The sequence below is a fragment of the Microbulbifer variabilis ATCC 700307 genome, from assembly GCF_000380565.1.
Lineage (GTDB): Bacteria > Pseudomonadota > Gammaproteobacteria > Pseudomonadales > Cellvibrionaceae > Microbulbifer > Microbulbifer variabilis.
Genome location: NZ_AQYJ01000023.1, coordinates 114,703 through 138,541 on the forward strand (window position 1 = coordinate 114,703; position 23,839 = coordinate 138,541).

21 protein-coding genes are annotated in these 23,839 nt (G+C 52.8%); 19 read left to right on the forward strand and 2 right to left on the reverse strand.

The window, feature by feature from the left end; genetic code table 11:
- Positions 1–4: 4 nt before the first annotated feature.
- Entirely contained in the window at positions 5–1,009 is a 1,005-nt protein-coding gene (locus G367_RS0105735; RefSeq protein WP_020412155.1) for an alpha-L-glutamate ligase-like protein, read from the forward strand.
- Between the two features lie 79 nt (positions 1,010–1,088).
- Here the strand turns inward: G367_RS0105735 and G367_RS0105740 are convergent, their stop codons facing one another.
- Complete coding sequence (locus G367_RS0105740; protein ID WP_020412156.1) at positions 1,089–2,249, reverse strand: acyl-CoA desaturase; 1,161 nt, start codon at positions 2,247–2,249, stop codon at positions 1,089–1,091.
- Between the two features lie 677 nt (positions 2,250–2,926).
- Here G367_RS0105740 and G367_RS0105745 point away from each other — a divergent pair.
- Positions 2,927–4,930, forward strand: a complete 2,004-nt coding sequence (locus tag G367_RS0105745; RefSeq protein ID WP_020412157.1) for a hybrid sensor histidine kinase/response regulator — start codon at positions 2,927–2,929, stop codon at positions 4,928–4,930.
- Positions 4,931–5,002: 72 nt separating this feature from the next.
- On the opposite strand, the gene G367_RS0105750 is transcribed toward G367_RS0105745, so the two are convergent.
- On the reverse strand, positions 5,003–5,806 hold the full coding sequence (locus G367_RS0105750) for an inositol monophosphatase family protein (RefSeq protein ID WP_020412158.1): 804 nt from the start codon (positions 5,804–5,806) through the stop codon (positions 5,003–5,005).
- A 134-nt stretch (positions 5,807–5,940) separates the two neighbouring features.
- Between G367_RS0105750 and trmJ the strand changes: the two genes are divergently transcribed.
- The 17 genes from trmJ to hisS all read left to right on the forward strand — a co-directional run bounded on the left by trmJ (position 5,941) and on the right by hisS (position 23,826).
- Positions 5,941–6,732, forward strand: coding sequence for a tRNA (cytosine(32)/uridine(32)-2'-O)-methyltransferase TrmJ (gene trmJ, locus G367_RS0105755; RefSeq protein ID WP_051089477.1), 792 nt, complete (start codon positions 5,941–5,943; stop codon positions 6,730–6,732).
- 105 nt (positions 6,733–6,837) lie between these two features.
- Positions 6,838–7,314 (forward strand): Fe-S cluster assembly transcriptional regulator IscR, encoded by a 477-nt coding sequence (gene iscR / locus G367_RS0105760; RefSeq protein WP_026304944.1) that lies wholly within the window; start codon positions 6,838–6,840, stop codon positions 7,312–7,314.
- Positions 7,315–7,377: 63 nt separating this feature from the next.
- Positions 7,378–8,592, forward strand: coding sequence for an IscS subfamily cysteine desulfurase (locus tag G367_RS0105765; RefSeq protein ID WP_026304945.1), 1,215 nt, complete (start codon positions 7,378–7,380; stop codon positions 8,590–8,592).
- A gap of 27 nt (positions 8,593–8,619) precedes the next feature.
- Positions 8,620–9,042: a Fe-S cluster assembly scaffold IscU gene (gene iscU, locus G367_RS0105770; protein WP_020412162.1), complete on the forward strand. Its 423-nt coding sequence runs from the start codon at positions 8,620–8,622 to the stop codon at positions 9,040–9,042.
- Positions 9,043–9,056: 14 nt separating this feature from the next.
- Entirely contained in the window at positions 9,057–9,407 is a 351-nt protein-coding gene (gene iscA / locus G367_RS0105775) for an iron-sulfur cluster assembly protein IscA (protein ID WP_020412163.1), read from the forward strand.
- Between the two features lie 126 nt (positions 9,408–9,533).
- Positions 9,534–10,064: a Fe-S protein assembly co-chaperone HscB gene (hscB, locus tag G367_RS0105780; RefSeq protein ID WP_020412164.1), complete on the forward strand. Its 531-nt coding sequence runs from the start codon at positions 9,534–9,536 to the stop codon at positions 10,062–10,064.
- Between the two features lie 78 nt (positions 10,065–10,142).
- Positions 10,143–12,014 carry a Fe-S protein assembly chaperone HscA gene (gene hscA, locus G367_RS0105785; protein ID WP_020412165.1) on the forward strand — a complete coding sequence of 624 codons (1,872 nt, stop codon included), beginning with the start codon at positions 10,143–10,145 and terminating at the stop codon, positions 12,012–12,014.
- Between the two features lie 50 nt (positions 12,015–12,064).
- A complete protein-coding gene (gene fdx / locus G367_RS0105790; protein ID WP_020412166.1) occupies positions 12,065–12,403 on the forward strand; it encodes an ISC system 2Fe-2S type ferredoxin in 339 nt (112 codons plus the stop codon).
- 28 nt (positions 12,404–12,431) lie between these two features.
- On the forward strand, positions 12,432–12,626 hold the full coding sequence (gene iscX / locus G367_RS0105795; RefSeq protein WP_020412167.1) for a Fe-S cluster assembly protein IscX: 195 nt from the start codon (positions 12,432–12,434) through the stop codon (positions 12,624–12,626).
- Between the two features lie 203 nt (positions 12,627–12,829).
- Complete coding sequence (gene ndk / locus G367_RS0105800) at positions 12,830–13,258, forward strand: nucleoside-diphosphate kinase (RefSeq protein WP_020412168.1); 429 nt, start codon at positions 12,830–12,832, stop codon at positions 13,256–13,258.
- A 63-nt stretch (positions 13,259–13,321) separates the two neighbouring features.
- Complete coding sequence (rlmN, locus tag G367_RS0105805; protein WP_020412169.1) at positions 13,322–14,440, forward strand: dual-specificity RNA methyltransferase RlmN; 1,119 nt, start codon at positions 13,322–13,324, stop codon at positions 14,438–14,440.
- A gap of 272 nt (positions 14,441–14,712) precedes the next feature.
- Positions 14,713–16,647, forward strand: a complete 1,935-nt coding sequence (locus tag G367_RS0105810) for a cytochrome-c peroxidase (protein ID WP_020412170.1) — start codon at positions 14,713–14,715, stop codon at positions 16,645–16,647.
- A gap of 602 nt (positions 16,648–17,249) precedes the next feature.
- Entirely contained in the window at positions 17,250–19,196 is a 1,947-nt protein-coding gene (locus G367_RS0105815) for a cytochrome-c peroxidase (protein ID WP_157533370.1), read from the forward strand.
- A 368-nt stretch (positions 19,197–19,564) separates the two neighbouring features.
- Positions 19,565–20,344 (forward strand): type IV pilus biogenesis/stability protein PilW, encoded by a 780-nt coding sequence (gene pilW, locus G367_RS0105820; protein ID WP_040628362.1) that lies wholly within the window; start codon positions 19,565–19,567, stop codon positions 20,342–20,344.
- Positions 20,334–21,293: a RodZ domain-containing protein gene (locus tag G367_RS0105825; protein ID WP_020412173.1), complete on the forward strand. Its 960-nt coding sequence runs from the start codon at positions 20,334–20,336 to the stop codon at positions 21,291–21,293. Before pilW ends, G367_RS0105825 begins: the two co-directional genes overlap by 11 nt.
- 100 nt (positions 21,294–21,393) lie before the next feature.
- Complete coding sequence (gene ispG / locus G367_RS0105830) at positions 21,394–22,506, forward strand: flavodoxin-dependent (E)-4-hydroxy-3-methylbut-2-enyl-diphosphate synthase (RefSeq protein ID WP_020412174.1); 1,113 nt, start codon at positions 21,394–21,396, stop codon at positions 22,504–22,506.
- Between the two features lie 57 nt (positions 22,507–22,563).
- A complete protein-coding gene (gene hisS / locus G367_RS0105835) occupies positions 22,564–23,826 on the forward strand; it encodes a histidine--tRNA ligase (protein ID WP_026304948.1) in 1,263 nt (420 codons plus the stop codon).
- Positions 23,827–23,839: the final 13 nt, after the last annotated feature.

Sequence of the window (23,839 nt, forward strand, 5' to 3'; positions counted from 1 at the left end):
TGTTATGCTTCACTTTTCGTTCAAGCATATGATCAATAAGGTACGCGGTGGTGTAGTTTCACCGCTGACCTTGAACGATATCGGTGTGCTCGGTATGAATGCGCGTAATATTAATTACATCGCGCGTTACAACGACCGTAAAAAATATCCCATCGTTGATGACAAACTGAATACCAAGCACGCCGCAAAAAAGGCGGGAATCCCTGTGCCTGAACTGATTGAGGCCTTTGAGACTCCTGCCAGTCGCAAGCGTGTTATGGAAGTGATTGACCCCCTTTGGCAGTTTGTGATTAAGCCGGCACGTGGATCGGGGGGTAAAGGCATCCTGGTGATTGCGGGGCGCAATGGTGATAAATACAAGAAAATTTCCGGCTCGGAAATCGAAGCATTGGATATTTTGCGCCACGTTAATAATATCCACAGCGGCCTATACAGTCTCGGAGGCAAGCCCGACCGGGTAATGGTGGAGTCTCTGGTGGATTTCGATCCGGTCTTCCAAAGCTACTCCTTTGAAGGCGTGCCGGATATCCGTGTGATTGTTTTCCGTGGGTTTCCGGTGATGGCGATGCTGCGTTGCTCCACTCACGACTCCGATGGTAAGGCCAATTTGCACCAGGGGGCTGTTGGAGTTGGCATCGACCTGGCTACCGGAAATAGCTGTCACGCTGTGCAGCGGGGTCTACGGATTAATCGTCACCCGGATACCGAGGTGCATTTCGATCAGTTAAAAGTACCGGGTTGGTATGATCTGGTGCGTTTGGCGGCAAGTTGCTATGAAATGACTGATCTAGGTTACCTGGGTTGCGATATTGTCCTGGACCGCGCGCGGGGCCCGCTTCTCTTGGAAGCTAATGCTCGTCCCGGCCTCGCCATTCAGGTAGCCAATGGCGTCGGTCTGCGACGGCGCCTTAAGTTTATTGAGGAGCTGGATGAGGATATGCTCAATAAAAATGTGGATGAGCGGGTGGCTTTTTCTATGCGCGAATTTGCGGCTGACAAAGGGTTTTAGGGGGAGTCTTGCCACTTGAAAATTTTGATCCCGGCAATGCTAATGCTTGCCGGGATTTGTAAATGAAGCAGGCTGCCCTCTAGGTCGCTGTGAGAGGGCATAAGTGAAATTGATTCATCACCATCTTTAAGCGTTTACTCTGCATTTTTAGGGAATATTCTAATTCCCGGATTTTTGTCTGGATTTCTTTCAGTTCCCACCGGGGTGGGGGCTCTTGCCGCGCTTTATTATTTCGACGGATTTGTAAGTTGCTCCACTTGCTGTTTACGTCGGCAAGATGCTGTTCCTCCTTCGCTAGCCATTTTTGCCAAAACTCTCTGTATCGGGAGTCAGCCAGTCTCTGTCTGGCTTCTTCAAACAAAGTTGTGAGGTGTGCCTTATAGGCCTGAATCGTCGCTGCTTTTTTCAGATTTCGGGTAATACCGACCCAGCTCAGCACCTTGACCATCCACTTGGTTGGGTCGTACTGGTACCAGCGAATACCACTTCGATAGTCAATCTGGAATGTGTGATGGTAGTTGTGATAACCCTCACCAAAAGTAAACAGGTTGAGGAAGGGGTTGTCCCGTGCAGTGATGTCTGTGCGAAATGGGCGCTTTCCCCACATGTGTCCGAGGGAATTAATCATAAATGTGGTGTGATGATTAACGACTACACGCAATACCCCGGCAAGCAAAAACATACCAATAATATCGCCGGTCAAAGCTCCCAGTGCGATAGGTAGGCCGATATTCATTGCCAGGGTAATGGGTACGTAGTGGTTGAACTGCCACATAACAATCTTATCGCGTTTCAGGTCATTCACATTTTTGTAATCCAGGCGACCACTCGGGTAGTCGTGCATCATCCAATCGATATGGGAGAACCAGAAGCCGCGTTTGGCTGAATAGGGGTCTCGATCATTATCGTCAATGTGGCGATGGTGATGACGGTGGGCGGCACACCAGTTTAGCGTGGTGTTTTGCAGTGCAGCGGCAGTAAATAAGGCAAATAAAAGGCGTAATGACCAGTGTGCCTCATAACTCCGATGCGACCACATACGATGGTTGCCTGCAGCAACCGAAAAACTGCATAGGGCGCCGTACACGGCAAAAACAAGCCACTGATACCAATGGTAGCCATGGATCACACCATAGATAGGCACCGCAGTCAGCGCTAAAAAGCCGGTACTGGAAAAAAGTATTGTGGGAATCCAAAAGCATTTGCGTTTATCTGAGTTAACGGTAGAGGCTGTGCGCATGTTTTGTTCCGGTTCAAACTGCTCCAGGTAGAAATGGTGAAATTGACGCTCAGTTCCATGGAAAAATCTGCCTTGGAACCCCGCTTTATCGCCACCTTGTTAGTCACATTGATTCAAAGATAGTCGTTGAGCGAGTCGGAGGTTGGCGGTTAATTCCCAATCTGCTGGTTGATAGGCTGAGTTATGATTCCCAGTGGCGAGAGATGCCTAGAGGTTGGTATCTCACTTCAGTAAGTGTTATTCGGTAGGATCTGGTGCACTATTCTGGCGCAAAAGAAGAAGCTGAAGTCACTTATTGGTTCACGATTGTCAGGATATTAATTAAGGTGCTGGACTGTCGGCCCCCGAGATATTGGAGTTTCAATAGTTGGCATGGCAATTGCTTTGACTAATTGTGCGGGAAGCATGACCCGCACTTCGGGAAGAATGCACGAGGTTATGGCAAACCGTCTCCTCTGAGTAACTTCCCGTTTTCTCTCATCATCGCTGATTACGGCCCCGCTTTGCGGGGCCTTTTTTATCTGTCACAGCATTTCCGTTTGAAACAATTCTTTAAGTTTGTGACCTCTTGTAGAATTCCCGCAGATGTTATTGCCGGGTGAATAGACGCCCTTTTTACTACTCGGTATAAATGACCCATTTCTACCGCAAGCGAATACCAACAAATTGAGCGCAGTGTGTCCGAGTCACAAGTTTCAGGCCAACCTCCCCTCCTATTCCAGCTGGCTACCTCCGATGAGCTGCACACTTTGGATGCTGCTCGGCTTACCCGACAAGCTGCGAACCTGCAGGGATTATTGCAGGATGTAGATTGCGGGCTGTGGGAGTGGCATTTGAAAACCGGTGCCCAGAGAGCCCAGGGAGATATTTGGCTCCTGTTTGCAGACAGCGCCCGCGGTGCATTGGAATCCCTTTGGACTGGCAGTGAGCTGCGTCAGGTCCATATAGATGAGCGCGATCGTATTTTTGCTTTGCGTGAGCAGATTAACGGTGTTGGTGGCTACTTTGATACTTGTTTCCGCGCTTATGATGTCTCAGGCCAGTTGCGTTGGCTGAGGGTATGGGGTAGGACGATTCACAGCAGTGATTCCAATGGAACAATCGCTATCGGCAGCTGTGCCGATTACAGTGAAGCCCTGTCACAGAGCTATCTTTCAAACCTACCGGCTGAGCGCCCCTTACAGGCTCTCTCTGGTGTTGGCGATGGCTTGTGGGAATGGGATCTGCGTGCAGATGAGATGGTGTTAGACGATGCCTGCTGGAGCATACTCGGTTATGAGGTGAGCCCCATTCGCAGTATTGGGCGTTCGGCTGCGGCACAGTGGAAGGCCAGGGTGTTGTCTGAAGATGCTTCCCGGGTCGAGCAGGCCATGCAGGACCACGTGCGTGAGCGCCTTCCCCTTGATGTTGAATTTCGCCTGTGGCGTTCTGATGGAAGTATTGTTTGGGTGCGCTGCCGGGGTAAGGCCCAGCTCAACAGTCGCGGCCAGCCGGTACGGGTATTAGGTACCCTGCAGGATATCAGTGGTAGCCGCGAGACTTTATCGCGAGTGGAGCGGGAGCTACAGCAGCAGCGCGAAGAGAATGCGCATCGTGCAGATCTGCTTTTTAGTCTGAGTCACGAACTGCGTACCCCACTGAATGCGATACTGGGCTATAGCCAGATGGTGGAACTGGACCAGACCCTCAATTCGGACCAGCGGCAGAGGCTGGGAGAGATTCGTCGCGCCGGCCAGCATTTATTGCACTTGGTTGGGGATGTGCTCGAACTGGCTCGTATTGATAGCCGGCGCCTCGGTCCGTCAATGGAATCCATTCGCCCTGCGGAGCTTGTAGCCGAGTGCAAGCGTCTACTTGAGCCCCTGGCTGAAACTCGCCGGGTGAGCCTTGTTTTTGAGCCTCTGGGTTGGGAGTCCGCATATATTTGCGCGGATCCGGTGCGCTATAAACAGGTGGTTCTCAATCTCGCCGGCAATGCGGTGAAGTACAACCGGGAAAATGGTCGCGTCATTATCAACTTTGCCCCAGAGGCTGAAGGCTGGTTACGCTTGAGTATCCTCGATACGGGTAAAGGTATCCCACCGGAGCGGCGTACCGAAGTGTTCGAGCCATTTAATAGGCTGGGCGAGGAAAAAGGTCATATTGAGGGCACGGGTGTGGGGCTTGCGATTGCCAAGCGCTTGACCGAGGCCATGGGTGGGCGCATTGATTTTGATAGCCAGGAGGGGCAGGGATCGATTTTTTGGATCGAGTTTCCCATGATTGATGCTCCTGACGCGCTGATGTCTTTTTCTGCCCAGCCGGAGGTGCCGTCACATTTGCCTGAGGGGCGCCTATTGCTTGTGGATAACCGCCCTACAGCTGCGAGCAGGTTGAAAGAAATGTTGAAAGATACCCCGCAGATCCAGTGCCTGGTAGCCACTGATGTTGTGGAGGCGATTTTTATTGCGCGAACTATGCATCCCGAAGTGTTGCTGTTTCACAGTGAACTGCCGGGTATGTCTGCGGCGGACCTGGTGCGTATCCTTGAGGAGGATATTTCCACTCGGTCGACGCGTTTTGTGTTGGTTGGTGAAAATCCTACAGGGGAGAGTCACCCAATGTTGCCGGATCAATTCGATTTTGTGCAGCTTTCGAAAGTGCTGGCGGAGAGCCTTGTGAGTGCAGGCCGATCTACCTGAAATGCACTCAGGTTGTACTGAGGAAAAGTTGTAAATTACCCGGCCATTAGCCGGGTAATTTACATCGCGGGGTTAGCGGATACCACCGAGGTGCTTGCCCACGATTTGTATCAGGGGCTTGAATACTTTGGGGGTGGCGCACACCAGATTGCCGGAATCCAGGTAGTCTTCCCCTCCGCGGAAGTCACTGATCAGGCCGCCTGCCTCTTTTACTAGCAGGGAGCCCGCGGCGATATCCCAGGTGTTCAAGTACATTTCCCAGAAACCGTCAAAGCGACCAGCTGCAACATAGGCCAGGTCCAGGGCTGCGGCGCCTGGGCGGCGGATACCAGCGGTCTGCCCGGCGATTTCTTTCAGGGCGGATAGGTAGGGGTCGATGTTTTCCAGGGCCGGGCCATTAAAGGGCAGGCCAGTACCGATCAGCGCTCCGCGCATGCCCTGGCGCGGGGATACCCTGATGCGGCGTCCGTTCAGAGCAGCACCGCGACCACGACTTGCGGTGAATTCCTCTCGTTTAATCGGATCCAGCACCACGGCATGTTCAATGCGACCGCGATAGCGGCAGGCGATGGAAATCGCAAACTGGGGTACGCCATGGATAAAGTTAGTGGTGCCGTCGAGAGGATCGATAATCCATTCGTAATCGGGTTCCGCACCCTCCAGCAAGCCGCTTTCTTCAGCGCGAATGCTGTGTTTGGGATAAGCCTTGCGAAGGTGATAGATGATCTCCTGCTCGCTGGCTTTGTCCACTTCAGTGACGAAATCGTTGCGCGCTTTCTCCTCGAATTTCATCAGGTCGCCGCGCTCCCAGGCCCGTTCGATCAGTTCTCCGGCCTTGCGCGCCGCGCGCAGGGCAATATTTAGCATGGGTTCCATAACTATTCCGCACTAAGTGGTTGAAGGGGTTAAAAAGCAGACTGCGAGTTGACCGCAGCGGACGCGATTGTAGGGATTCCCATCCATTTTTGCTACACTCGCGCGCCCCCATGACACCGATTTATTACTTCAGTATGGCCAAGTCCCCTTTAGATACGACTCCGCTCAATGCGCTCGACAATGTGCGCGTGGTTTTGGTTAACAGTGCCCACCCCGGTAATATCGGAGGTGCGGCGCGCGCGTTAAAGAATATGGGCTTGAGCCAACTTTACCTGGTGGCTCCGCGTGAATTCCCGGCGGCCAACGCAATTTGGCGCGCGGCGGGGGCGGCGGAGTTGCTGGATAGCGCTGTGGTTGTAGATACCCTGGAGGAAGCGGTAGCGGATTGTGGTCTGGTGGTGGCAACCAGTGCCCGAGAGCGCCGTATACCCTGGCCACTGCTGACCCCGCGCCAATGTGGTGAGCGAGCGGTCGCGGAGGCGCCAAGCCACCCGGTGGCGCTGGTCTTTGGGCGCGAAGACCGTGGGCTTACCAATGAAGAGCTTCAGGCCTGTAACTTCCATGTACATATCCCGGCAAATCCGGAATACAGTTCCCTGAACCTGGCAACTGCTGTGCAGGTACTGGCTTACGAAGTGCGTATGGCCGCCTTGGAGGCCGAAAAGGGGGAGCCGCTGAACTATGCCGACTGGGATCGCCCCCCAGCCAAGGCCAGCGATATGGAACTGTATTTTGATCACCTGCAGGAGTCTCTCGGCGAGCTGGGCTTTATCGACCCTGACAACCCCCGTCAGACTATGACCCGCTTGCGTCGACTATTTAGTCGAGTGCGCCCTGATGATATGGAACTGGGTATCCTCCGCGGCATGCTGACCTCTATCCAGAATTACATCCATCGCACAGGAGGTAAGGGGCGCCCCGACTAGGTAAATACCCGAGTTGGGCGGGGGGTTATATACTTGACTGTAGTGCTGGGTTATTCCATACTCGCGCCCCGATCGGAAAAGGCTGTACATCAGTTTGGAGCTGATATGCGTTTGACTACTAAAGGCCGCTATGCGGTCACCGCCATGCTGGATCTGGCGTTACACGCAGAGCGTGGGCCGATCAGCCTAGCGGATATTTCCAAGCGCCAGGGTATTTCCCTGTCTTATCTGGAACAGTTGTTTTCCCGCCTGCGCCAATCTGGTTTGGTTTCCAGTGTACGTGGTCCCGGTGGCGGCTATCGCCTGGCCCGTGACGGCGAAGAAATTTATGTGGCACAGATTATCGATGCGGTAAATGAATCTGTGGATGCCACCAGTTGCGGTGGCAATGCCGATTGCGCCAATGGCGAACAGTGCCTGACACACTATCTCTGGTCTGATTTAAGCGACCAGATTCACGGTTTTCTGAGTGGTATCAGCCTGGCCAACCTTGTGGCTCGTGCGGAGGTGCAGGAAGTAGCGCGTCGACAGGATATGCGTGAGACACCGGAAGAGCGCATCGCCGTACTTGGCGGACTATAAGTGCCGGCCCGGTTGGGGCCGGGACGGGGTATTAGAGATTTATTGAGCGGAAACGGTATGACTATGAAGCTTCCCATCTATCTGGATTATTCAGCTACCTGTCCGGTGGACCCGCGCGTCGCCGCAAAAATGGCGGAACAGCTGACGATGGAAGGCAATTTCGGAAACCCGGCCTCCCGTTCCCACCTGTTCGGCTGGAAAGCGGAAGAGGCAGTGGAAAATGCCCGTCGACAAGTGGCGGAGCTGATTAATGCGGATCCGCGTGAAATTGTCTGGACAAGCGGTGCCACCGAGTCCGACAACCTGGCTATCAAGGGTGCGGCCCATTTCTATCAGGGCCGTGGAAAGCACATCATCACCTCAAAGATCGAGCACAAGGCGGTGCTGGATACCTGCCGCCAGCTAGAGCGTGAGGGCTTTGAGGTCACCTATCTGAACCCGCGTGAGGATGGCATCGTTTATCCCGAGCAGGTGGAGGAAGCACTGCGTGAGGACACCATTTTGGTGAGCTTAATGCACGTCAATAACGAGATTGGTGTAATCAACGATGTTGCCGCGATTGGCGAACTGTGCCGTGCACGCAAAGTAATTTTCCATGTGGATGCGGCGCAGAGTGCCGGCAAGTTGCCGATTGACCTGCAGGAAATGAAGGTCGATTTGATGTCCTTCTCCGCACATAAGATTTACGGCCCCAAAGGGATCGGCGCCCTGTATGTTCGCCGCAAGCCACGGGTGCGCCTGGAAGCACAAATTCATGGTGGTGGGCACGAGCGCGGTATGCGTTCCGGCACCCTGCCCACTCACCAGATTGTGGGTATGGGTGAAGCTTTCCGCATTGCCAAAGAGGAAATGGCGCAAGAAGGAGAGCGACTGCTGGCCCTGCGCAATCGCTTCTGGAATCAAATCAAGGATATGGAAGAGGTTCATATCAACGGATCTGCGGAACAACGTGTGCCCGGCAACCTGAATGTCAGCTTTGCGTTTGTAGAGGGCGAGAGCCTGATTATGTCCCTGCGCAACCTGGCGATCTCTTCCGGCTCAGCCTGTACATCCGCCAGCCTTGAACCGAGCTATGTGCTGCGTGCCCTGGGTGTGAACGATGAACTGGCACACAGCTCACTGCGTTTCAGCTTCGGCCGTTTTACCAGCGAGCAGGATGTAGATACTGCTGCTACTGAAGTGCGCAAAGCGGTTGAGAAGCTGCGCGAACTGTCGCCTCTTTGGGATATGTACAAAGACGGCGTAGACCTGAACAAGATTGAATGGGCCGCTCACTAAGCGCGCGCAAGAGTTAGGAGAACAGTCATGGCCTATAGCGATAAAGTAATTGACCATTATGAACATCCCCGCAATGTCGGGCGAATGGATGACAAGGCGGACAACGTCGGAACTGGAATGGTTGGGGCACCTGCCTGCGGTGATGTGATGCGCCTGCAAATCCAGGTAAGTGAAGAAGGGGTCATTGAAGACGCCAAGTTCAAGACCTATGGCTGTGGTTCTGCTATTGCCTCCAGCTCCCTGCTCACCGAGTGGGTAAAAGGGAAGACCATTGATGAGGCAGAGCAGATCAAGAATACCGCTATCGCTGAAGAGTTGGCCTTGCCCCCGGTAAAAATTCACTGCTCGGTACTGGCGGAAGATGCGATCAAGGCTGCGGTGCGCGATATTCGTGAAAAACGCGGTGAATCTGCCAATGCTGGTGAAGCAAAAGAGTCCGCCGCAGGTTAATTCTACTGGGCTATGTGCCCTACAGCAGTGAAGGTATTGTTTTGGCTATTACCATGACCGAGGCCGCCAAGACTCATATCAAGAGTCAGCTGGCCAAGCGCGGCACAGGTATCGGTATCCGGGTAGGAGTTAAGACCGCCGGGTGCTCAGGCTTGGCCTATGTACTGGAATTTGTCGACTCGACAGAAGCCGAAGATGTGGTGTTCGAGCAGGACGATGTAAAGCTGATCGTCGACCCCAAAAGTTTGGTTTACCTCGATGGAACCCAACTGGACTTTGTCAAAGAGGGGCTAAACGAAGGCTTTACCTTCTCTAACCCTAACGTGAAAAATGAGTGTGGCTGCGGAGAGAGTTTCCACGTTTAATCGGAACTCGCCGCAGCGAGGCCGGGTGCACTGTGCATGCCGGCCTTTTTATTGGTCCGGTAGCGACTGCCGGGCGGGGGCGCCGCCGCCCAGTTTTTAAGGCCCAGTGCCGGTAGGTGAACTGAGATGGCAACCAACCTGACCCATTTCGAAATATTCGGGCTTGAGCCCACCTTTGAACTCGATCGCAACGCCCTGGCAGCGCGCTATCGGGAATTGCAGAGGGAATTCCACCCGGATAAATACGCTTCCAAATCTGAGCGTGAGCAGCTGCTGGCTATCCAGATGGCGGCACAGATTAATGAAGCCCACACCGTTCTGCGCGACCCGGTGCAGCGCGCCGCATATCTACTTAAGTTGGCCGGCGTGGAAGTACCGCCGGAGCAGACTACCGCCGATACGGAATTCCTGATGCAGCAGATGTTGCTGCGTGAACGCCTCGAAGAGGTACGGGAGCAACCCGATCCAGCCTCCGCCCTTGAAGAGCTTGCCGTTGAAGTGCAAGGCCTATTCCGCAATGAGCAAAAGCAATTTGCTGAGGTTTTTGATGCTGGCAAGTTGGTTGAGGCCGAGGGCTCCCTGCGCAAACAACAGTTCCTGGTGAAGCTGCAGTTGCAGATTGAAGAACTGGAAGCCGATCTGTTCGGTGATTACTGAGCGACAATTGATAATAACTTGGGATATGGCACTGATTGTGCCGTGGCAACGCCACCCTGACGATAGAAGAGATTAGCAATGGCATTACTGCAAATTTCCGAACCGGGACAGAGCCCCGATCCTCACCAGCGCAAGTACGCTGTGGGGATTGATCTGGGGACCACCAACTCGCTGGTGGCGACTGTGCGTAGTGGTTCAGCAGAGGCCATCGCCGACGAGCAGGGCAGAGTGATACTGCCCTCGGCGGTACACTACGGCAGCGAGACTATCACCGTGGGTGCCAAGGCCCGAGCACGGGCCGCGCAGGACCCATACAACACCATGATCTCCATCAAGCGCTTGATGGGGCGTGGGGTGGCAGATGTCAAAAGTCTTGGTGAGCAGTTGCCTTACCACTTCGCTGACAGCGATGGGGGTATGCCTTCCATCGAAACTGCTGCCGGCCCGGTAAACCCGGTACAGGTATCTGCGGAGATTCTAAAAAAGTTGGCTCAGCGCGGCCGCGAGGCTCTATGCGGCAAGGATGGCGGTGAGCTGGATGGTGCGGTGATTACCGTGCCGGCATACTTTGATGATGCCCAGCGTCAGGCCACCAAAGATGCGGCCAAGCTGGCAGGTTTGAAAGTGTTGCGTCTACTCAATGAACCTACGGCGGCGGCTGTGGCATACGGCCTGGACAGGGGCGAGGAAGGGGTTATAGCAGTCTATGACCTCGGTGGTGGTACCTTCGATATTTCCATTTTACGCCTGTCCCGTGGTGTTTTCGAAGTGATGTCGACTGGTGGTGATACCGCACTCGGTGGTGATGACTTTGATCGTACCATCGCTGCCTGGATAGCCGAACAGGCAGGTCTGGGTACGGACCTGGATGCCGCTACCCAGCGCCAGCTCCTCGATAGTGCCTGTGCGGCGAAAGAAGCCTTGGCCAATGCCGAACAGGCGGAGGTGAGCCAGGGAGATTGGCAGGGTGTATTCGACCGGGCAACTATGGCCTCACTGCTGGATCCCTTGATTGATAAAACCTTACGCGCTTGCAAGCGCGCTCTGCGCGATGCTGCCATCGACGTTGAGGAGGTGCAGGAGGTAGTGCTTGTAGGTGGCTCTACCCGTACCCTGCGGGTGCGTGAGCGGGTCGAGAATTATTTCGGCCGAGCGCCTCATGCAGAAATAGACCCGGACCAAGTTGTTGCTATTGGTGCGGCCTTGCAGGCGGATATGCTTGTGGGCAACAAATCTGATGATGAGCTGTTATTGCTGGATGTGATTCCCCTATCGCTTGGAATCGAGACCATGGGTGGCCTCACTGAAAAATTGATCGCGCGCAATACGACGATTCCGGTGTCTAAGGCTCAAGAGTTCACCACTTTTAAGGATGGTCAGACAGCGATGGCTATCCATGTAGTGCAGGGAGAGCGGGAGCTGGTGAGCGATTGCCGCTCACTTGCGCGCTTTGAGCTGCGCGGTATCCCGCCGATGGTGGCAGGTGCGGCTCATATCCGTGTGACTTACCAGGTGGATGCGGATGGCTTGCTGTCAGTTAGTGCCGTGGAGAAGAGCAGTGGTGTCAGTGCAGATATCACAGTCAAGCCTTCTTACGGGCTTGAGGACAAGGATATCGCCCGTATGTTGCAGGATTCCTATACCCATGCTGCAGAAGATATTGCCCTGCGCGCCCTGCGTGAGGCACAGGTAGAGGCAGAGCGTACCTTGGAAAGCCTGCTGGTTGCACTGCGTGAAAATGGTGCTCAGTTGCTGCAGGAAAATGAATTAAACGAGCTGGAACTTGCTATGGAGGCGTTGCGTCTGGCCCATAACGGTGGCGATGCAGAAGAGATTCGTCGTCGTATGGAAGCTCTGAATAAGCTGTCGGAACCCTTCGCTGCCCGGCGAATGGATGCGTCGATTAAGCGAGCGATGCAGGGCCACAGCCTGGATGAATTCGATAAATAAGCGGCTGGGGCACAGCCCCGTCGGATTGAGACCATAGAGAGTCAGTACCCATGCCGAAGATTGTATTTTTACCCCATGCCGAAATTTGCCCTGAGGGTAAGGTCGTGGAAGCGGAGAGTGGTGTCAGCGTAATAGATGCAGCGCTGGCCAACGATATTGAAATTGAGCATGCCTGTGAGAAGGCCTGTGCCTGTACCACCTGTCATGTCATCGTACGCGAGGGTTTTTATTCCCTTGAGGAGCCTGATGAGCTGGAAGAGGATCTGCTGGACAAGGCCTGGGGGCTGGAGCCCGAATCTCGTCTTTCCTGTCAGGCCATCGTTGAGGATGAAGACCTGGTAGTCGAGATTCCCAAGTACACAATAAACCAGGTTTCGGAAAAGCACTGATCGGTGCGGGTATTGGGGGAGCCAAATAATGAAGTGGACTGACATTCACGATATCGCCATTGAACTTTGCGACACTCACGAAGAGGTGGACCCACTTACCGTTAACTTCGTCGATCTGCGTAACTGGGTAATGGCATTACCGGGGTTTGATGATGACCCTGATCGCTGTGGCGAGAAGATCCTGGAGGCGATCCAGGCCGCTTGGATTGAAGAGCGAGAGTAGTTGAGTGGAGTTAACCGAGTATTGGTAATGGAGTACAAAAGTCGATCAATACCCCGTATAATCCGCCGGCCGCGAAATGCGGTGATCAAAATTTGAGTACCCCCGGCCCGGTGGGTACGGAAGGAATATCAGGAAAGAGCAACTGTGCAGGTTGCTCTTTCTGTATGTAAGTTCAGTAACGAAAAATCACATTGGAGATAACCATGGCCCTGGAGCGTACCCTTTCCATCATCAAGCCGGACGCAGTAGCCAAAAACGTAATCGGTGAAATCGAGAGCCGTTTTGAGAAAGCTGGCCTGAGCATTGTTGCCATGAAGATGGTGCACCTGTCCCGCGAAAAAGCTGAAGGTTTCTACGCTGAGCACAAAGAGCGTCCTTTTTTCAAAGACCTGGTTGATTTCATGACTTCCGGCCCGGTTGTTGTACAGGTTCTCGAAGGCGAGAACGCTATCCTGGCAAACCGTGAGCTGATGGGCGCTACCAATCCGAAAGAAGCTGCTGTTGGCACCATCCGCGCTGATTTCGCTGACAGCATTGACGCCAACGCAGTACACGGCTCTGACTCCGCAGAGTCCGCTGCCCGCGAAGTAAGCTACTTCTTCGCTGACGACGAAATCTGTCCGCGCGCTTAATTTGTGTGCTGAAATCGCACTGGTCCGTCTGGGCCGGTGCAGTTCTTCCCCGAGGTGAAATGAATGACCGCTGAGAAAACCAACCTGCTCGGCCTTTCTGTTGAAAAGCTGGCCGCCTTCTTTGAATCATTGGGCGAGAAGCGTTTCCGCGCTATCCAGGTTTTAAAGTGGATTCACCAAAACGGGGTGAGTGACTTTGCTGAAATGACCAATGTCAGCAAGGCACTGCGCCAGAAACTGGCAGAAGTTGCTGAGATTCGCGCTCCGGAAGTATTGGAGCAGTGGGATTCTGCCGATGGTACGCGCAAATGGCTCATTAAAGTTTCTGGTGATAATGCCATCGAAACCGTTTATATCCCCGATGGGGATCGCGGTACTTTATGCGTATCCTCCCAAGTGGGCTGCTCCTTGGATTGCAGTTTTTGTGCAACCGGAAAACAGGGCTTCAATCGGGACTTAACTGCTGCTGAAATCATTGGGCAGGTGTGGATTGCCTGTAAGTCTTTCGGCCAGCTACAGCCGAAAGGTCCACGCAAGGTAACCAATGTAGTGATGATGGGAATGGGTGAACCCCTGCTCAACTTCGACAATGTAGTCGATGCCATGAACCTGATGATGGAAGACAACGCCTATGGCATCTCCAAGCGCCGCGTAACCTTGTCTACTTCAGGTGTAGTACCCGCATTGGATCGCCTTGCGGATGTTACTGATGTAAGCCTGGCGATATCCCTGCATGCGCCCAACGATGAACTGCGCAATGAGCTAGTACCGATCAATAAAAAATATCCGATTGCGATGCTGTTGGATTCTGCTAAGCGCTATATCGACCGCATGCCAGACACCCATCGTAAGATGACCATCGAATATACGCTGATGCGCGAGGTTAATGATCGCCCTGAGCATGCTGAGCAACTGGCGGAACTACTGCGCGATGTGCCAGTAAAAATTAATTTAATCCCTTTTAATCCGTTTGAGCTTTCCGATTATCAGCGGGTGAGTAATAACGCTTTGCGACGCTTTCAACAGATTTTACTCGACAAAGGTTATACCGTAACCGTCAGAACCACTCGCGGTGATGATATTGATGCAGCTTGTGGTCAATTGGCAGGAAGTGTGAATGACCGGACCCGCCGCTCTGAACGCTATCGCAACGCTGAGCGCCCTGTCCGTATTGTTGGCTGAGTACCAATTTAACCTGAGTGTCTTGAGCTGGCGATTAGCTGGGATGCCAGGTGGTCCTAAAACATCTTCTTCCGATCTGGGTGGCTTAGAGCTGCAGTTTTGGTAGAGGATAGTTTTTAAATCTTTTATTCCTCTCTAAGTGGTAATTCCTCGCACGCCTTGCCTTCGATTTGGTGGTGCCTTTTTTTACTCCGAAGTCAACCAACCCGCAGGGTAACGCGTTAACAGTCCAGAACTTTTTAAAAAGTAGATGGAAGGGACTGTTAAATTATATGAACGTTCAGAAACTGGATCTAATGCTATTTTCCAGAGCCTTATTACGGCTTTTTTTTCTAACACTCGTTTTGATAATGCTTGGTTGTGGCTCGGGGTCGTCCGGTGGTGAGGATCGCTCGGTTCCGGATATTGTAGGGGGTGATACTGATCCCGATCCCGATCCCGATCCCGATCCCGATCCCGATCCCGATCCCGATCCCGATCCCGATCCTGCAGAGGGAAGCTCACCTGCAGAATTGATTGGTCATGCTTACTCTGGAACCAGTATCGGCCTTGTCTGGGAGCGGGATGGTGAAACCTATTTCATCTATCGTAATGGAAAAAAAATAGCGGAAGCCAGCAATAACTTTTTTATCGACCAGAGCTTATCGGTAGATACTGAGTACGCGTACTCTGTCAATACCGTTGATGCGGCCAGCGAGCTGGAAGCCTCCCAGATCATCGTTAAAACATTAGTCAATGATACGAACGAGGGGCTGAATAACGGCACAGAAGATGATGTTTTAAATGAGCGTATATCCGCTTTTGAGGAATGTAAAAATGCTTCCAGTGCGGTGGACTTGCTCGAAGAAGACCTGGATAACTGTTTGGCAGCTATGCTCAAACTCAACCGTATGGCCCCTCTTGTCGAAGACATACGCGCTTTTGCCGCACGTGTTCGCAGTGAGCAGGAGCCTGCTATGGTGGAGCTGGGAATGCGCCTGTTCCACAACAAATCCTTAAGTGCAAATCAAGATGCCTCCTGTTCGTCCTGCCATCATCCCGCGATTGGCTGCGGTGGGGATGACCTCTCAATGCCGGTGGGTATTAATGCTATAGATACCGCCCTGCTGGGGCCGGGGCGCTCAGATGGTGTTAACGAAGTACCTATAGTGCCAAGGAACTCTCAGGCTATTTGTAATGCCTCACTGTGGTCTCGGGGCCTGTTCTGGGACAATCGGGTTTCTTTAAGCCCTGATGGTGTCCTCAGAACAGACTCGAGAGATGTTACGAATAATACCGTCAATGCTGTAGGACCTGGCTCGTTGGCACTGCTTATAGCACAGGCGCATTTTCCGGTAACTGCTCCGCCTGAGATGGGGGATATCACCGACTTTGGATATGATGATTCTGTTGATGAGAATTTTACTTCCTATCGCGAGGATATATTAGCAGCCAGCCTGGATACTGCAGCTTGGGGGGCCTTGTTTACTTCCGCTTTTGGTGATCCCGAGATTAATTTCAGCCGTATTGCTCAGGCAATTGCGGCTTATGAAGCCGTACAGATATTTATCGATAATCCGTTTTTTGAATATGTCGAGGGGAATCTGGAGGTGCTCAACGCTGAAGAGAAGCGCGGTGCAATCACTTTTATGTCAAGAGATGCCGGTTGTACTTTCTGCCATAAAGGGGCTTTCTTTACCTCTGAGGCACTGATGGCTGCCAATTATCCTCAAATAGGCATAGGCACGGATGCAAGCGGAAGTGGTGCGGATTTGGGGGGAGAGGGGTCTTTGGGGCTTGGAGCCTTCCGTGCGCCTACTCTGCTAAATGTAACTATCACGGGCCCTTGGGGGCATAGCGGGCAATTTGGCACTCTGAGAAGAAATGTCGAACACTACAGCGACCAAGGAGCTTCCATCCTTAGATATTTTGAAAATAACGAGATGTGTGATCTTGACCAATTTAAAAATCTGCAGGATTGTCCGAGCAAGGTGGCTCCCAATGGTTTGGCTCACTCCCAAGATATTCTCGATGGGAACGATGGAGGAGGCATCAACCGTTTGACCGAAGACGAAATTGACTTTGTTGTGACATTCCTGGGTACGCTTACTGATCCGAATGCAGCGGATATCAGTTCCAATGCGATTCAGTTCCTGATACCTCCCAGAGATGGTGGCCCAGACGGTAAGCAGCTGGATGCAAAAGACCAGAGCGGAGAAATCTTATAAGTTTCAGTTAGATTTTTCCCGGACTGCATGAAATATTAAAAATAATATGGCGAGTATAGAGGGTATGGTTCCTACAACTCTCTATGCTCGGCAATCATAGCAATCCTAGTATTGTAGAAGCAGCATGCTCTTGCGAATGGCAATTGTAAAAAATACCTACATTGACTGGTACTGCCATTGTGTCGGGCTCGGGTTAAAAATAACAGATAATTCTTGCCCCCGAAGATCACCTTAACCGCACTGACAGTTTGCGACTCCCTCAACAGAAATTGTCGGGTAAAGGCGCTAAATTGTTTACTCCTATGGCTGAAGCGACTGGTAGTTAAATAGCCAGGCTCTGTGGCCAGTTGGCCATCAAAGTAGAATCAGTTTTTTGTTAGCAACAATTGCCACCAAGGCAGTAGATATTGTTTTGGGTTTATTCAAACGGCCAAGGCAAGAGATAATTCAGATCTTTATCCTTTGAAATTAAAAAGGACTTTTGTTGAGTTTCAGCAAACCCTGGGGATGTTAGCTTTTGGTGCCGCAAGGGGCACTAGTTCGCTTATTGCCTGTCCAGAGCTTCTCAAATGAGGTTTTAGTGGCGGGGTCGGTCAGATTTTATGAAAGTTCATAGTAAAAATTCGAATGTATCGATCATGGTATTGCTGCGGCTGTTGATCCTGCCACTGTTTGTGTTTGTAGCGGGTTGCAGCTCGGGCTCTTCCGGTGGGGATGACAATCCGTCCTCTGATCCAGTTGCAGATGGCAGTGGCGGAGATATAGGCACTGGTGGAGATGTAGGTGGTGATGGCGGCTCGGACACCAGTACAGGCGGTGATAATGATACTGGGGGTAGCTCCCAACAGGGAGGTGCTCCCGCAAAGTTAATTGCTAATGCTTTTTCCGGTACCAGTATCGGACTCTCGTGGGAGCGTGATGGGGCAACCTATTCCATCTATCGTAACGGTGAAAAAATTGCTGAAACGAGTAATCACTACTTTGTCGACCAGGGGCTTTCGATAAATACAGAGCACACCTACACAGTGACTGCTGGAGACGTCGATAATGATAGTGACATCGCCCGGGTCAGTGCAAAAACCTTGCTGAACAATACCAATAGCGGGCTCAGCAGCGGTGCGGATATTGAGGTGGACAATGATCGCATTTCTAATTTTGCAGAGTGTAACAATGCACGCAGTGCATTGGATCTGCTTGATGCAGATTTGGATTCCTGCCTTCAGGCCATGCTTGAGCTGAATGGTATGGCCTCTCACTTGGAGGATATACGGGCATTCGCCGCCCGAGTCCGCAGTGAGCAGAGCCCCGCAAAGGTGGAGTTGGGTATGCGCTTATTCCACAACAAAAGCCTCAGCGCCAATAACGACACCTCCTGCTCGTCCTGCCACCAACCGGTTATGGGTTGTGGAGGCGATAACCTTTCTATGCCTATTGGAGTAAGCGCGCTCGATCCGGCTCTAGTGGGGCCGGGGCGGTCAGATGGTTTTAATGAAGTGCCTGTTGTGGCGAGAAATGCCCAACCGATCTGTAATGCCGCACTTTGGACTCGTGGGCTTTTCTGGGATAACCGTGTGGCAATTACAGATCGGGGGCTGAGAACAGACTCCCGTGATGTCAGTAATAATACCGAGGCGGCAGTGGGTATTGGTACCCTGACTCTAATGATGGCCCAGGCTCATTTTCCCGTTACCGATGCTGCAGAAATGGGGGACATTACCCAATTCGGTTACGATAATACTACTGAAGGTGGATTTACCGCCTATCGCGAAGAGATACTTGCGGCAAATCTGGAGAGTGCCAGTTGGAGCTCGTTATTCAGCGCTGCTTTCGGTGATCCTGAGATTAATTTCAGCCGTGTTGCTGAGGCTATAGCTGCTTATGAGGCAGTACAATTATTTATCGATAACCCCTTCTTTGATTATGTGGATGGTAATCCGGATGCTTTGGACAGCGATGAGAAGCGCGGGGCTATTACCTTTATGGCGGGTAATTCGGGCTGCACTAACTGTCATGGCGGCGCCTTCTTTACTACCCAGGGGCTTAGGGCTGTAAGTTATCCACAAATAGGCGTTGGTAAGGATGCTAGCGGTAGTGGTGCCGATCTGGGTGGTAATGGTGCGGGTAGTTTTCGTATTCCAACACTACTCAATGTCGCCATCACTGGCCCTTGGGGACACAATGGCCAGTTCGCCACGTTAAGGAGAAATATCGAGCACTATCGCGATCGATCAGGTTCCATTACCCGATATTTTGCCAACAGCGAAATGTGTGATTTGGAGCAATTTGTGGGGCTGCAGGACTGTGCCAGTAAAGTGGCTCCCAATGGCCTGGCTCATACCCAGGATATTCTCAGTGCGAACGGCGGGGGCGGTGCCAACAATCTCAGTGATACAGAGATCGACCTGGTGGTGAAATTCCTTGGAACACTCACTGATCCGGATGCTGCCAATACCAACTCTAATGCGATTCAGGCTCTGATGCCCCCTCGGGATGGTGGCCCAGATGGCCGGCAGCTAGAGGCGAAAGACCGCGAGGGCAACGCGCTATAAATGGGAGCCAGGAGAATACTATTCCGCAGAATATTGTTAGCTCTGTGATATCCGCACTTTTTCTCTCCTGTAAGCCCGCGACAAGTCGGGCTTGGTAACTGTTAATTGAAATTCATTGGGGTTATGGAGCTGCAACGGGCTGTACTTTACGGCAGTATAGGGCCCGGGAAGCACAGGTTAGGGGCTACGACCGGCTGATGGGACGGCAAATAGTGACTGGGTTTGTGTTGAAAAATTAATCAGCCCTGGGCGTAAAGCGAATTTCGGTTGACGGATGTAGCGTGTCTTACGCCACCTAGCTGGGGTTGACTGCGCCCAAGGTGCTTCCGCTAGATGGACAGATAAAAAATAAATTTACAGGTGATGTTGTGTCTGCAAAATCTTTTGGCCTGCCGTTTTTGGGGCTGTTATTTACTGCTCTGTTGGGGGGCTGTGTAACGACCGGGTTGCCTGAGCGCCAGGAAGTGAACCTGGATAAGGCCCTGGAAACTCACGTGCAGTTGGGGCTGCGCTATCTGCAAAGCGGTGATAACCGTGAGCTGGCCAGGCGTCATTTCAATAAGGCTCTGGAATTAGGCAGGAAAAACCCACTAGCCCACCATGGCCTGGCTTTGTTATATCAGGCAGATGGCGAGCTGAAGGTGGCTGAATCCCACTTCAAGAAAGCCCTGCGTTATGGCGATAACTTTTCGATGGCGCGCACCAATTTCGGGGTTTTTCTCTATAAGCAGGAGCGCTACAAAGAGGCGCTGGAGCAGTTTCGCCACGCTTCAAAAGACCTGACCTATAACCGTCGCTTCTTCGCCCTGGTTAATTATGGCCGCACTGCCAGCCGACTGGGTATGCTGGAGGAGGCTGAACAAGCCTACACTCGCGCTTTGGCCCTGAATGCAAATCTACCTGTGGCCCAGCTTGAGCTGGCTGAGTTGAAGTTTGAGGCTGGCGATTATGCCGTGGCCAAGCAGTACCTGGATAAATACAGCGAAAATAACCGCCAGACACCGCGGTCCCTGTGGCTGGGTATCCGCATCGAAAAGGTGTTTGGGAATCGTGACAAGGAGCTCAGTTACGCGCTTGCCTTGAAGAATTTGTACCCGTACTCTGCGGAAACACTGAAATATCAGGAGTTGAGTGGTAATGACGGATAGTAGTTCCGCGCACCGCGATAGCGGTGAAGCCGTACCCCCGACACAAACGTCCCCAGTTTCTCCAGGTAGCATCCTGCGTGCAGCGCGTGAGGATGCTGGCCTGTCCCGTGAAGATTTATCCCGGCGCTTGTGTATTATCGATAACACGGTGGAATGGCTGGAAGATGATATTTTCGAGCGTCAGCCCGAGATAGTTTATGCACGTGGCTATATCCGCAATATCTGTAGGGAGCTGGGTGTTCCTTCAGAGCCAGTACTCACCGCCTATGATTCCGCACGACCTCAGCCGCAAGCACGCAGTGAAGGCCGCCGTATAGAGGTGAAGGCCGATGCCCTGCGTCCTGCCCGTCGAAAGGGACATGGAGTGTTGGCAATATTGCCTCTGCTTGCTGCCGGGGGCGTCTTTTGGTGGCTCTATGGCGGTCCGGTAAATATTCCCTCTGTACCAATGCCAGTGGTACTGACGGATGAAGTTTCCCAGGCTCCTGAGGAGATACCAGGGCAAAGTACGGCAATTCTAAAGCAGGAAAACAGTGCAATAGAGCAAGGTGATTCTACTTTTGTATTACAGGAAAGCCCTGTTGACCTCAATAGCGAGCAGATTGCCGTTGAGGCCCCCACTGTTGCTCTCGCGGCTCAGTCACAGGCGACTTCTGCTGAGCCCTTATCGGAGCTTCCCGCCGAAGTGGCGCAACTGGATCAGCAACTGCAAGGTGCCTTACGGCTCAGTTTTGATGAGGACTCCTGGATTGAGGTGAAAGATGCAGGTGGTGTAGTACTCTTAGCCGGAGTGCAGGAAGCGGGCACTTCCAAAGAGCTGGATGGGCGCGCACCTTTTGAGTTGATGCTGGGAAATGCCCGCGCGACCAAAGTGGTTTATCGCGAGCAAACGATAAATAGCGACCCTATTGGAAACCGCCGCACTCGACGCCTGATCGTTGGTGATTGAAGTGATTCCCTCAGTTTGGGCGCGAATACTGTAGGTTTGCGCCCAATCTCTCTATAATCTCCCCTCGATTTTTTAGCAGCAATACTGCCAGGTCAGCCCTATGCAATTTGAATCTCCCATTGTTCGCCGCAAGTCGCGCCAGATCATGGTAGGAGACGTACCGGTCGGAGGTGATGCCCCGATATCGGTGCAAAGCATGACCAATACTGAAACCTGTGATGTAGCCGCTACAGTGGGGCAGATCCAACGTTTGCAGAAGGCCGGTGCCGATATTGTGCGGGTATCCGTGCCTAGTATGGAGGCCGCTGAGGCCTTTGGGGAAATTAAAAAGCAGGCCGATGTACCGCTGGTTGCGGACATTCATTTTGATTACCGCATCGCCCTGCGCGTGGCCGACTTGGGGGTGGACTGCCTGCGCATTAATCCCGGCAATATCGGCCGAGAGAAGCGTATCCGCGCCGTGGTTGATAAAGCCCGCGATCTGAATATACCGATTCGTATCGGAGTAAATGCGGGCTCCCTGGAAAAAGATCTGCAGAAAAAATACGGTGAGCCAACGCCTGATGCACTGGTGGAGTCCGCCCTACGCCATGTGGATATCCTTGATGGTCTGGACTTCCAGGACTTCAAGGTGAGTGTAAAAGCCTCGGATATCTTTATGGCAACAGCTGCCTATCGCAAACTGGCCGAGCAAATTGAGCAGCCCTTGCACCTGGGGATCACTGAAGCCGGTGGTCTGCGTGCGGGCACGGTGAAATCTGCGATTGGCCTCGGTGCCCTGTTACTCGATGGTATCGGCGATACGCTGCGTGTGTCCCTGGCGGCGGACCCTGTTGAAGAGGTCAAAGTGGGCTGGGACCTGCTCAAAAGCCTGCGCTTGCGCAGCAAGGGTATTAACTTCATTGCTTGTCCCAGTTGTTCGCGCCAGAATTTCGACGTGGTGAAAACCATGAACGAACTGGAGACACGCCTGGAAGATATCACTACACCGCTGGATGTGGCTGTGATCGGTTGTATCGTCAATGGTCCTGGAGAGGCGAAGGAGGCGGATATCGGCCTTACCGGCGGCACTCCCAGCCATGCTATTTATGTAGACGGTCAGCCGGATCGCAAATTTAAGAATGAGAACCTGGTGGATGACCTGGAACGCCTGATTCGTGACAAGGCTGCAGCCAAGGCTGAGCGCGAAGCGGATATCATCGCCAAGGCGTAGCGGGCTCCAGCCTGCAAGCACCATCCGAATAGTTGAGTTAAATATTAAGGAACAGCGTTGAAACAACTTCGCGCAATTCGAGGCATGAACGACCTGCTGCCGGAACAGTCCCCGGTTTGGCAGTATGTGGAAGCCACTCTCAGTGAACTTTTTACCCGCTATGGCTATAACGAGATTCGTACGCCCACGCTGGAGGCGACCCAGTTATTCAGCCGCGCGGTGGGTGAAGCCACCGATATTGTCGAAAAGGAGATGTACACCTTTGAAGACAAGAGCGGAGACAGCGTTACTTTGCGCCCTGAAGGTACCGCCGGTACTGTGCGCGCAGCGATTCAGAATAACCTACTGATCCAACCCCAGCGCCTGTGGTACTTTGGTCCCATGTTCCGCTATGAGCGCCCACAGAGGGGCCGCCTGCGCCAGTTTCACCAATTTGGTGTGGAAGTGTTCGGTATCGAAGGCCCGGATATCGATGCGGAAATGCTTATTATGACTGCGCGCCTGTGGCGCCAGCTGGGTATCAGTGAGCATGTGACCCTGCAACTCAATTCCCTCGGTAATTCAGACAGTCGTGCGGCCTATCGCGATGCATTGGTGGCCTATCTCAGCGAGCATCGCGAGCAACTGGATGAAGATAGCCAGCGCCGCCTCGAGCGCAACCCGCTGCGTATTCTCGATAGTAAAAATACGCAAACTCAGGAACTGCTCGCCGACGCCCCCTGTCTACTGGACTTCCTTGATAAGGAATCTACCGCCCACTTCACCCAGCTGCGCGAGCTACTGGATGCCGCAGGTGTGAAGTATGAAATCAACTCTAAACTGGTACGCGGTCTCGACTATTACGGTAAAACCGTATTTGAATGGGTGACTGATAGCCTCGGTGCCCAGGGCACAGTCTGTGCCGGTGGTCGCTATGATGGTCTAGTAGAGCAGATGGGGGGGAAAGCCACTCCAGCGGTTGGTTTCGGTCTTGGGGCTGAGCGCTTGGTGCTGATGCTGGAAACCCTCGAAGTTCTGCCGGATAGCCTGGCGCAACAGGTGGATGCCTACCTGGTGGCGGTGGGTGATGTACAATCAGCCGCCTTAGCTGCTGCAGAGCAGCTACGGGACGAGCTGCCCTGGTTGCGCCTGCAGGCGCACTGCGGTGGCGGAAGCTTTAAGAGCCAAATGAAGAAAGCCGATAAAAGCGGTGCCGATTATGCACTGATTATTGGCGAGGATGAGGCCGCAAATGGTCAGATAACAGTGAAATACCTCCGTTCTGAGCAGCAACAACAGACCCTCCAGCTGAATGAGCTGGCCGCACTGTTACAGGGCTGATCAAAATACTCCG

What these genes read in the sequence shown, in the direction of transcription:
- G367_RS0105735 (WP_020412155.1), top strand. Translation starts at nt 5, where the DNA reads ATGCTTCACTTTTCGTTCAAGCATATGATCAATAAGGTACGCGGTGGT.
- G367_RS0105740 (WP_020412156.1), bottom strand. Translation starts at nt 2,249, where the DNA reads ATGCGCACAGCCTCTACCGTTAACTCAGATAAACGCAAATGCTTTTGG.
- G367_RS0105750 (WP_020412158.1), bottom strand. Translation starts at nt 5,806, where the DNA reads ATGGAACCCATGCTAAATATTGCCCTGCGCGCGGCGCGCAAGGCCGGA.
- trmJ (WP_051089477.1), top strand. Translation starts at nt 5,941, where the DNA reads ATGGCCAAGTCCCCTTTAGATACGACTCCGCTCAATGCGCTCGACAAT.
- iscR (WP_026304944.1), top strand. Translation starts at nt 6,838, where the DNA reads ATGCGTTTGACTACTAAAGGCCGCTATGCGGTCACCGCCATGCTGGAT.
- G367_RS0105765 (WP_026304945.1), top strand. Translation starts at nt 7,378, where the DNA reads ATGAAGCTTCCCATCTATCTGGATTATTCAGCTACCTGTCCGGTGGAC.
- iscU (WP_020412162.1), top strand. Translation starts at nt 8,620, where the DNA reads ATGGCCTATAGCGATAAAGTAATTGACCATTATGAACATCCCCGCAAT.
- hscB (WP_020412164.1), top strand. Translation starts at nt 9,534, where the DNA reads ATGGCAACCAACCTGACCCATTTCGAAATATTCGGGCTTGAGCCCACC.
- hscA (WP_020412165.1), top strand. Translation starts at nt 10,143, where the DNA reads ATGGCATTACTGCAAATTTCCGAACCGGGACAGAGCCCCGATCCTCAC.
- fdx (WP_020412166.1), top strand. Translation starts at nt 12,065, where the DNA reads ATGCCGAAGATTGTATTTTTACCCCATGCCGAAATTTGCCCTGAGGGT.
- iscX (WP_020412167.1), top strand. Translation starts at nt 12,432, where the DNA reads ATGAAGTGGACTGACATTCACGATATCGCCATTGAACTTTGCGACACT.
- ndk (WP_020412168.1), top strand. Translation starts at nt 12,830, where the DNA reads ATGGCCCTGGAGCGTACCCTTTCCATCATCAAGCCGGACGCAGTAGCC.
- rlmN (WP_020412169.1), top strand. Translation starts at nt 13,322, where the DNA reads ATGACCGCTGAGAAAACCAACCTGCTCGGCCTTTCTGTTGAAAAGCTG.
- G367_RS0105810 (WP_020412170.1), top strand. Translation starts at nt 14,713, where the DNA reads ATGAACGTTCAGAAACTGGATCTAATGCTATTTTCCAGAGCCTTATTA.
- G367_RS0105815 (WP_157533370.1), top strand. Translation starts at nt 17,250, where the DNA reads ATGAAAGTTCATAGTAAAAATTCGAATGTATCGATCATGGTATTGCTG.
- G367_RS0105825 (WP_020412173.1), top strand. Translation starts at nt 20,334, where the DNA reads ATGACGGATAGTAGTTCCGCGCACCGCGATAGCGGTGAAGCCGTACCC.
- ispG (WP_020412174.1), top strand. Translation starts at nt 21,394, where the DNA reads ATGCAATTTGAATCTCCCATTGTTCGCCGCAAGTCGCGCCAGATCATG.